Source organism: Streptomyces sp. NPDC104202 (genome assembly GCF_055584185.1).
Window position 1 is genome coordinate 1 of the sequence record NZ_JBVJMN010000111.1, and the last position, 9,068, is coordinate 9,068.

Annotated in this window: 8 protein-coding genes; 1 reads left to right on the top strand and 7 read right to left on the bottom strand. The window is 72.9% G+C overall.

Translation table 11 applies throughout. The features are described from left to right. Nucleotides 1-365: 365 nt before the first annotated feature. Nucleotides 366-1,373 carry a stage II sporulation protein M gene (locus tag ACZ60W_RS36655; RefSeq protein WP_469759734.1) on the bottom strand — a complete coding sequence of 336 codons (1,008 nt, stop codon included), beginning with the start codon at nucleotides 1,371-1,373 and terminating at the stop codon, nucleotides 366-368. 119 nt (nucleotides 1,374-1,492) lie between these two features. Between ACZ60W_RS36655 and ACZ60W_RS36660 the strand changes: the two genes are divergently transcribed. Further along, nucleotides 1,493-2,515 (top strand): RDD family protein, encoded by a 1,023-nt coding sequence (locus tag ACZ60W_RS36660; RefSeq protein WP_469759735.1) that lies wholly within the window; start codon nucleotides 1,493-1,495, stop codon nucleotides 2,513-2,515. Nucleotides 2,516-2,540: 25 nt separating this feature from the next. On the opposite strand, the gene ACZ60W_RS36665 is transcribed toward ACZ60W_RS36660, so the two are convergent. From ACZ60W_RS36665 to ACZ60W_RS36690, 6 genes are all read right to left on the bottom strand, one after another. Next, a complete protein-coding gene (locus tag ACZ60W_RS36665) occupies nucleotides 2,541-3,155 on the bottom strand; it encodes a hypothetical protein (protein ID WP_469759736.1) in 615 nt (204 codons plus the stop codon). Between the two features lie 144 nt (nucleotides 3,156-3,299). Next, entirely contained in the window at nucleotides 3,300-4,757 is a 1,458-nt protein-coding gene (ahcY, locus tag ACZ60W_RS36670; RefSeq protein WP_469759737.1) for an adenosylhomocysteinase, read from the bottom strand. Nucleotides 4,758-5,053: 296 nt separating this feature from the next. Beyond that, nucleotides 5,054-6,019 (bottom strand): cation diffusion facilitator family transporter, encoded by a 966-nt coding sequence (locus ACZ60W_RS36675; RefSeq protein ID WP_469759738.1) that lies wholly within the window; start codon nucleotides 6,017-6,019, stop codon nucleotides 5,054-5,056. A 66-nt stretch (nucleotides 6,020-6,085) separates the two neighbouring features. After that, the gene (gene manA, locus ACZ60W_RS36680; protein ID WP_469759739.1) at nucleotides 6,086-7,237 is read right to left on the bottom strand and encodes a mannose-6-phosphate isomerase, class I; all 1,152 of its coding nucleotides are present in this window, start codon (nucleotides 7,235-7,237) and stop codon (nucleotides 6,086-6,088) included. Nucleotides 7,238-7,434: 197 nt separating this feature from the next. Continuing rightward, nucleotides 7,435-8,583, bottom strand: a complete 1,149-nt coding sequence (locus ACZ60W_RS36685) for an SIS domain-containing protein (protein ID WP_469759740.1) — start codon at nucleotides 8,581-8,583, stop codon at nucleotides 7,435-7,437. Between the two features lie 155 nt (nucleotides 8,584-8,738). Then, a complete protein-coding gene (locus ACZ60W_RS36690) occupies nucleotides 8,739-8,918 on the bottom strand; it encodes a Trm112 family protein (protein WP_469759741.1) in 180 nt (59 codons plus the stop codon). Nucleotides 8,919-9,068 lie beyond the last annotated feature (150 nt).

The window sequence follows — 9,068 nt, forward strand, 5'->3', positions numbered from 1 at the left end:
TTCCTTCGTTCCTGTTTCCAGGCCCTCCGGGCGCTTCCTTCGTTTCCGACTCTATCAGATCTTTCCGATCCGATTTCCTCGGTGCTTTCCGGTCCGATTCGCTTTTCGCTCTTCGGTCCTTTCAGCGGTTCCGACTTTATCAGAATCATTTGGGCCGACCTAATCGGTGGCTTTGGTGATTCGAATGAGAATCGGAGTGACTCCGTGGAATCGAATTCCCGACCGGAGTGAGTGTGACTCTAATGGTTTGCTGCCGAACTGTCCAGTTCTAGGCAACCGTTTGAATCTACCTCCCCACGCCTGCCGTGTCAACGGCTTTTGTGGGCACCGGAGGACACTAGCAGGTCGGCGGGGCCGTACGCACATCAGGCGGCGGTGGGGAGGGTCGCGCTGCGGTCGGGCTCGTCGAGGTCGCCGGTGTCGCCGGCGCGGGAGGCGCGGCCGCCGAGGACGTAGACGTACGCGAGGAAGGCCAGCTCGGCGGCGACGCCGATGGTGATGCGGGCCCAGGTGGGCAGGCCGGAGGGGGTCACGAAGCCTTCGATGAGTCCCGAGACGAAGAGGACCAGGGCGAGGCCGATGGCCATGCCGACGGCGGCGCGGCCCTGTTCGGCGAGGGCGGCGCGGCGCGTGGTCGGTCCCGGGTCGACGACAGTCCAGCCGAGGCGGAGGCCGGTGCCGGCGGCGACGAAGACCGCGGTGAGTTCGAGCAGGCCGTGCGGGAGGACCAGGCCGAGGAAGACGTCGAGGCGGCCGGCGGAGGACATGAGACCGATGCCGACGCCGAGGTTGAGCATGTTGAGGAAGAGGATCCAGAGCACCGGGATGCCCAGGAAGACGCCGAGGACCAGGCACATGGCGGCGGCCTGGGCGTTGTTCGTCCACACCTGGGCCGCGAAGGAGGCCGCCGGGTGACTGGAGTAGTACGTCTCGTACTGGCCTCCGGGGCGGGTCATCTCGCGGAGGTCTGCGGGGGCTCCGATCGACGCCTGGACCTCCGGGTGCGTTCCGATCCACCAGCCGATGAGGACGGCGAGGAGGGCGGAGAGGACGGCGGTGGGGATCCACCAGTGGCGCGAGCGGTAGACGGCCGCGGGGAAGCCGGCGGTGAGGAAGCGGGCCGCGTCGCGCCAGGAGGAGCGACGGGTGCCGGTGACGGTGGCGCGGGCCCGGGCGACGAGCTGGGTGAGCCGGGCCGTGAGCATCGGGTCCGGGGTGCGGGACTGGACGATCGAGAGGTGCGTGGCCGTGCGCTGGTAGAGGGAGACGAGTTCGTCGGCCTCGGCGCCGGTCAGCTTCCCGCCGCGGCGCAGGAGGTGGTCGAGGCGTTCCCACTCGGCGCGGTGGGCGGTGACGTAGACGTCGAGGTCCATGATCGGCTGCTGCTCCAGGCACTGGCTGCGGACGGGTCCGTACTACTGCGGCGCGCTGCCGGTCAGCTTGGCAGACTGGCGTGCGGAGGGGTCGGGAAGGGCGGAGAAGGGTGGGTGCCGTGAGCGGATTGGTGACGGGGGACGCCGTCGTACTGGGGTTGCAGCCGGCGCGGCTGCCGAGTCGGGCGCTGGCGGTACTGATCGACCTGGTCGTGGTGTGGGCGGTCTACCTGCTGATCACGCTGGCCCTGGCGGTCGCCACCGCGTCGCTGGACGAGGCCGCGGTGACGGCGTTGTCCATCGCGTCGTTCCTGCTGGTGCTCGTGGGGGCGCCGATCGCGGTGGAGACGCTGTCGCACGGCAGGTCGCTGGGGAAGATGGCCTGCGGTCTGCGGGTCGTACGGGACGACGGCGGGCCGATCCGGTTCCGGCACGCGCTGGTGCGGGGGGCGCTGGGCGTCGTGGAGATCCTGATGACCTTCGGTGTCGTGGCCTGCGTCGCGTCGCTGGTGTCGGAACGGGGCCGGCGGCTCGGGGACGTCTTCGCGGGGACGCTGGTGGTGCGGGAGCGGATACCCGCCGCGCGGGTGGCGGTCGTGCCCCCGCCGCCGCCGTGGCTGGTCGGGCGGTTCGCCGGGCTGGACCTGTCGGCGGTGCCGGAGCCGCTGTGGCTGGAGGTACGTCAGTACCTGACGCGGGCGCGGGAGCTGGATCCGGCGATCGGGCGGCGGCTCGCGGAGCGGCTGGCCGACGAGCTGGTGGCGAGGACGGGGACGCCTCCGCCACCGGGGGTGCCGGCCGACACGTATCTGGCGGGTGTGGTGGCCGAGCGGCAGGCGCGGGACGCCCGGCGGGCGTTCTCCCCGCAGGCGGGGGTGCCGGGTGCCGGGGCGTTCCCCGGAGCCGGGGCGGGGGCCGCGGGCAGGGCCGCGCCGGTCTTCTCGTACTCGGGCGTCACTCCCCCGAACGGCCAGGAAGCCCCGCGGACGGAACCTCCGCGGACACGACCGCCGCGTGGGGAGGTCCCGCGTGCGGACTCCTCGGCCGGCGCTCCCCCGGTGGCGCCGGGGGCCGTCGAGTCGGCGGCGGAGGGGGCGGACGGTGGCGGGGTGCGGCGGACGGGGTTCGCGCCGCCTGCCTGAGGAGCCGTTCGCCCGGGGGGCGGGGTCAGGGGAAGACCGACGGCGGGGTCTCCAGGTGCTCCAGTTCGACGCCGGGAGCGGCGAGGACGACGTCCCCGGCGATGTGGACCGTGTGGCGCTCGCCGGTGTCCAGGTCGCTGACCTGGTACTCGTCCACGGTCAGGGGGCCGTTGTCAGTGGGGTGCGCTTCACTTCTCAGCAGGGCCCAGGACTGGTCGGTCGTCAGGGGGGCGAGCACGGGATCCGTGAGGGCGACGAGCCGGACGCGGGTCTCGGGGGAAGCGGGGGTGAGGCGCAGGAGTCGCGTGAGCGCGACGAGGAAGGCCGGGGACATGCCGGTGAAGGCGTGGGCGCGCACATTGCCTTCGGTGGCGTGGGTTCCGGTGGGGTCCGTGCGGACCCAGGTGACGCCGTCGAGGGCCGCGCCGCGGACCTGCCAGCCGGCGGCGTGCAGTTCGAGTCGGATGGGGCGGCCCAGTTCGTCGACGGCCAGGTCGATCGAGCCCCGGTGATCACCCGAGGGGGTGGTGGTCTGGGCGACGTAGCGCCAGCCGGAGGGGCCGGGGGCGCAGTGGAAGTGCTCTTCACCGAGGGGGGTGTGGTCATGCGGGTCGTGGAACGAATAGCGGCCGCGGGGCATGGGTCCTCGGGTGGCTTCCAGGGGCGATGGCGGGGGCGGGACGGGGCAGGCCCCCCGACACGGGGGTGCGGGGGGCCTGCCTGAGTCCTCTACGGGTGTCCGGGACGGCGCCGCGTCAGCGCGCGGGCGCCGCCGGCCGGGGCATCAGTAGCGGTAGTGGTCCGGCTTGAAGGGGCCCTCGACCTCGACGCCGATGTAGGCGGCCTGCTCGGGACGGAGGGTCGTCAGCTTGACGCCGAGGGCGTCGAGGTGGAGCCGGGCGACCTTCTCGTCCAGGTGCTTGGGGAGGACGTAGACGTCGGTCGGGTACTCCTCCGGCTTCGTGAAGAGCTCGATCTGGGCCAGGGTCTGGTCCGCGAAGGAGTTCGACATCACGAAGGACGGGTGACCGGTCGCGTTGCCCAGGTTCAGCAGACGACCCTCGGAGAGGACGATCAGGACCTTGCCGTCGGGGTAGGTCCAGGTGTGGACCTGCGGCTTGACCTCGTCCTTGACGATACCCGCGGTCTTGGCGAGGCCGGCCATGTCGATCTCGTTGTCGAAGTGACCGATGTTGCCCACGATGGCCTGGTGCTTCATCTTGGCCATGTCGGCGGCCATGATGATGTCCTTGTTGCCCGTCGTGGTGATGAAGATGTCGGCGGTCTCCACGACCTCGTCCAGGGTCGTGACCTGGTAGCCGTCCATCGCCGCCTGGAGCGCGCAGATCGGGTCGATCTCCGTGACGATGACACGCGCGCCCTGGCCACGGAGGGACTCGGCGCAACCCTTGCCCACGTCGCCATAGCCGCAGACGACAGCGGTCTTGCCGCCGATGAGGACGTCGGTGGCACGGTTGATGCCGTCGATCAGCGAGTGCCGGCAGCCGTACTTGTTGTCGAACTTCGACTTGGTCACGGCGTCGTTCACATTGATCGCCGGGAAGAGCAGGTCGCCGGCCTGGTGCATCTCGTACAGGCGGTGGACGCCGGTGGTGGTCTCCTCGGTGACGCCGCGGATCTCGGACGCCAGCTGGGTCCACTTCTGCGGGTTCTCGGTGAGGGTGCGGTTGAGCAGGCGCAGGATGTGGCCGTACTCCTCGCTGTCCGCGGTGGCGGGGTCCGGCGCGGAGCCGGCCTTCTCGAACTCGACGCCCTTGTGGACGAGGAGGGTGGCGTCACCACCGTCGTCGAGGATCATGTTCGGGCCGCCGGTGGGCGTGTTCGGCCAGGTGAGGGCCTGCTCGGTGCACCACCAGTACTCCTCCAGGGTCTCGCCCTTCCAGGCGAAGACCGGGACGCCCTGCGGGTTCTCCGGGGTGCCGTTCGGGCCGACGGCGATGGCCGCGGCGGCGTGGTCCTGGGTGGAGAAGATGTTGCAGGAGGCCCAGCGGACCTCGGCGCCGAGGGCGACCAGGGTCTCGATGAGGACGGCGGTCTGCACGGTCATGTGCAGGGAGCCGGTGACGCGGGCGCCGGCAAGCGGCTGCTGCTCGGCGTACTCGCGGCGGATCGACATCAGGCCGGGCATCTCGTGCTCGGCGAGGGTGATCTCCTTGCGGCCGAAGGCGGCCAGGGAGAGGTCGGCGACCTTGAAGTCCTGCTGGCTGGCGACAGTCGTCATGACTGGAGCTGCTCCTCGTGGATTCGGGTGCGAGGGTCTGTGGGAGCGCCTGGCACCGCCGGGGCACGACGACGGCATACGAATGCCCGGGTGTCCCGCGGTGCAGTCGTCGGAGGCCCTCTCTCCCTCGGCCGGTCCTGGGGACCGCCCGACCGCCATCAGCAGCGACGTCTGGCAGTCACGAATCTACACCGATCGGTGCAGCGACCCACACTCGTACGGGAAGTACCGGCCACGCGAGGAGGCCCCCTGGCCGGTGTCCTCCGGTCCTGGGGGCCTCCGTCGGGTCGCGGGGCTCAGTGGCCGTCGCCGCCCGGGCTCTTGGCGGGGTTGCTGCCGGCGGCCGCGGCGCTCTCGCTGTAGATGTCCGGCTCCAGGTAGATGACCCGGGCGATGGGGACGGCGGCGCGGATGCGCTCCTCGGCGGCGTTGATGGCGTGGGCGACCTCGGCGGCCGAGTCGTCGTGCTGGACGGCGATCTTGGCGGCGACGAGGAGCTCCTCCGGGCCGAGGTGGAGGGTGCGCATGTGGATGAGGCGGGTGACGGTGTCGCCGTCGACGACGGCCGCCTCGATCGCCTTGACCTGCTCGATGCCGGCGGACTCCCCGAGCAGGAGCGACTTGGTCTCGGCGGCGAGGATCAGGGCGATGAGGATGAGCAGGACGCCGATGCAGAGGGTGCCGATGCCGTCCCAGACGCCGTCGCCGGTCAGCAGGGCGAGGCCGACGCCGCCGAGGGCGAGGACGAGGCCGACGAGCGCACCGAGGTCCTCCAGGAGGACGACGGGGAGCTCGGGGGCCTTGGCGCGGCGGACGAACTGCGTCCAGGTGAGGCCGCCGCGGATCTCGTTGGACTCCTTGATGGCCGTGCGGAAGGAGAAGGACTCGGCGATGATCGCGAAGACCAGCACGCCGACGGGCCAGTACCAGGCCTCGATGGGGTGCGGGTGCTTGATCTTCTCGTAGCCCTCGTAGATGGCGAACATGCCACCGACGGAGAAGAGCACGATGGAGACGAGGAAGGCGTAGATGTACCGCTCGCGGCCGTACCCGAAGGGGTGCTGCGGGGTGGCCTCGCGCTGGGCCCTCTTGCCGCCGAGGAGGAGCAGGCCCTGGTTGCCGGAGTCGGCGAGCGAGTGGACGCTCTCGGCGAGCATCGAGGACGAACCGCTGAAGAGGAACGCCACGAACTTGGCTGCGGCGATCGCCAGGTTGGCGGCGAGTGCCGCCACGATCGCCTTGGTTCCGCCTGACGCGCTCATGGGTGTACGTGGTCCCTTCGTCGATGCTCCGGCTCGATCGCCGCGGTTCGGCCGGTCATTGTCGCATCAGGCCACGACGGTGGCGCGGAAGACCGTCCCCGCTCCGGAGAGTTGGGTGGGTTCGCCCGCCGGGACGAAGACGGACTCGCCGGGGGCGAGGGTGAGTTCGCCGGCCCGGGGGCTGCCCGCGACCGCGAGCAGGATCTGCGGGGTGGGGCTGGTGAGGTCGGTGGGGGCGGCGTCCTCGGCCCGGACGAACCGGGAGAGCCGGAACTCGTCGATGGGGGTCTCGTAGACCTCCTCGCCGGTGGGCGACGCTTCGGGGCGCAGGACGGCGGGGTCGGCGGGCTCGAAGCGGACGATCCGCAGGAGTTCGGGGACGTCGACGTGCTTGGGGGTGAGGCCGCAGCGCAGGACGTTGTCGGAGTTGGCCATGATCTCGACGCCGAGGCCGTCGAGGTAGGCGTGCGGGACGCCGGCGCCGAGGTACAGGGCTTCGCCGGGCTGGAGGACGACCCGGTTGAGGAGCATGGCGGCGATGACGCCGGGGTCGCCGGGGAAGTGGTGGGCGAGGCTCGCGTACGGGGCGTGGGCGCCGCCGAGCCGTTCGGCGGCGGCGGCGGCCTCGGCGACGGTCTCCGCCATCTCCTCCCGGTCGGCGGTGAGCAGGGCCGTCAGGACCTCGCGGAGCGCGGCCTCCTCGGGGTGGGCGTGGAGGAGGTCGACGTACGGCTTGAGGCTGTCGACGCCGAGCGCGGCGATGAGGTCGGCGGACTCGACGGGGTCGCGGAAGCCGCAGAGCCCGTCGAAGGGGGTGAGCGCGCAGATCATCTCGGGCTTGTGGTTGGCGTCCCGGTACGTGCGGTGCGGGGCGTCGGCGGGGATGCCGGCGGCCTCCTCGGCGGCGTGGCCGGCCTGTGCCTGGGCCAGGTCGGGGTGGACCTGGAGGGAGAGCGGGGCGCCGGCGGCGAGGACCTTGAAGAGGAAGGGCAGGCGCGGTCCGAACTTCCCGACGGCCCGCTCCCCCAGTTCCCGTACGGGGTCGGCGGCGATCAGGGCGTCGAGCGGGCCCCGCTCGGTGCGGGAGGGGGCGCCGGGGTGGGCGCCCATCCACATCTCGGCCTGGGGCTCGCCGGTCGGGGCGTGGCCGAGCAGTTCCGGGATGGCCGTCGTGGAGCCCCAGGCGTAGGGGCGAACGGTGTTGACGAGGCGGTCCATGCCTGCCAGCTCCTCGGGGTGGTGACGACGGATGGTGAGGGGTGTCGGGAGACAGGTGACAGGGGGAGGGTGACGGGTCGGTGACGGCCCGGGGACGGGGACGGGCCCGGGCGGTGGACGGGGCGGGCGCCGGGTGCGGCGCCGGGTCCCGGCGCGGTCCGGGCGGTGTCCGCCGGGCCGGGCCGCGGCCGGGCGGGCTAGGGGGTGGTGCGGCCCGGGGTGGCCAGGGAGAGGTAGAGGGCCGCGAAGTCGGTCACGGCGAGCAGTTCGGCGAGGGTCTCCAGTTCGCCGCCCTCCTCGGGTTCGAGTTCGCTGATGGCCGTCTCGTGGCCGAGGGCCAGTTCGCGGGCGGCGGGGGCGGCGGTGAGGCCGCCGGCGGGCCGGTCGCGGAGCAGGACCACGCGGGCGCGGAGGGCCTGCTGCTCGTCGACGCGGTCGCGGAAGAAGTCGTCGGGGTCGGCGCCCGCGGCGTAGTCGCCGGCGAGGAGGACGCCGTGCGCGGGGAGGGCCTCGGGGAGTTCGGCGGCGAGGGCGGGGAGCCCGGCGAGCTCGGCGAGGACGGCGGCGAAGCGGCGGCCGGCGGGACCGGCGGCGTTGCCCTCGGTCCAGATCAGCGGGAGGGAGTCGGCGAGCTCGGCGGCGAGGGTCTTCGCCGGGTTGCTGTAGGTGGCGATGGCCGGGCCGCAGCGTTCGGCCGTGCGGTCGAGCCGGTCGGCGACCTTCTCCAGGGCCTCGGGCGGCGCTTCGAGGAGGCCGACGCGGTCGAGGAGGGCGAGCAGCGGGGTGAAGAGGGCCCAGAGGGCGCCGGGGCTGGCCGCGAGGTTCTCGCCGAACTCGTTCGGGGTCTCGTGGGGGGCCGTGGCCATGGGGACGAACAGGCCGTGCGAACCGCTGACGGTCTCGGCGAGCGGCGAGGCCTTCGGGGCGACGGCGACGACGGTGATCCCGCGGCGGTACGCCTGCTCGGCGAGGAGGGCGAGGCCGGGTTCGGAGCCGTCGGTGGTCGGCAGCAGCAGGAGGTCCACGGAGCCGGCCCAGCCGGGAAGGGCCCAGCGCAGGGCGCCGGCGGCGGGGGCGACGCCGGTGGGCTGGAGGCGTACGACGGGGGCGGAGGCTCCGGCGAGGGCGCCGATCAGGTCGGCGACGCCCGCGGCGGCGGTGCCGGGGCCGGCGACGAGCACCGCGCGGGGGCGGCCTTCGGGGCGGAGGTCCGCGATGCCGGCCTCGGCGGCGTGGCGGGCGGCGGTCCGCACCCGTGCGCCTGCTTCGGCGGCGCCGCGGAGGAGACCGCGGTGGTCGGCGAGGGCGAGGGCGTCCGGTGCGTCGAGGAGGGTCTCGTCGAGCATGTGGCGGTGCCTCCCGGGTGAGCGGGTGAGCGGGTGAGTACGGGGCCCCCGGGCGCTGCGCTGCGGCCGGGGTCCGGTGCGGGCGGTCGCTGTGGCCGCCCTGGCGGGGGGGGCGGGCCCGGCCTCGGGCCGGGCGCCGCGCGCGCCCCAGGGCGTCAGGGGCGGCGGGCCTCGTCCGTCAGGAGGACCGGGATGCCGTCGCGGACCGGGTAGGCGAGGCCGCAGTCGGAGCTCGTGCAGACCAGCTCCGGGGTCTCGTCCGCGGTGCGGTCGTTCAGCGGAGCGTGGCAGGCCGGGCAGGCCAGGATCTCCAGGAGGCCGGCTTCGAGCGGCATGGGGTGTCCCTTCGGACGGACGGGGGTGGTGCTGCCCTTCGGGCCAGGTCAGCCTACCGGGGGGGGGAGGGGGGGGGCCCCCCTCCCCCGGGGGGGGGGGGGGGCGGGCCATAGATCAGAGCAAAGAGGAGACACTTCTGCGGAGAAATC

What these genes read in the sequence shown, in the direction of transcription:
- ACZ60W_RS36655 (WP_469759734.1), bottom strand. Translation starts at nt 1,373, where the DNA reads ATGGACCTCGACGTCTACGTCACCGCCCACCGCGCCGAGTGGGAACGC.
- ACZ60W_RS36685 (WP_469759740.1), bottom strand. Translation starts at nt 8,583, where the DNA reads ATGCTCGACGAGACCCTCCTCGACGCACCGGACGCCCTCGCCCTCGCC.
- ACZ60W_RS36675 (WP_469759738.1), bottom strand. Translation starts at nt 6,019, where the DNA reads ATGAGCGCGTCAGGCGGAACCAAGGCGATCGTGGCGGCACTCGCCGCC.
- ACZ60W_RS36690 (WP_469759741.1), bottom strand. Translation starts at nt 8,918, where the DNA reads ATGCCGCTCGAAGCCGGCCTCCTGGAGATCCTGGCCTGCCCGGCCTGC.
- ahcY (WP_469759737.1), bottom strand. Translation starts at nt 4,757, where the DNA reads ATGACGACTGTCGCCAGCCAGCAGGACTTCAAGGTCGCCGACCTCTCC.
- ACZ60W_RS36665 (WP_469759736.1), bottom strand. Translation starts at nt 3,155, where the DNA reads ATGCCCCGCGGCCGCTATTCGTTCCACGACCCGCATGACCACACCCCC.
- manA (WP_469759739.1), bottom strand. Translation starts at nt 7,237, where the DNA reads ATGGACCGCCTCGTCAACACCGTTCGCCCCTACGCCTGGGGCTCCACG.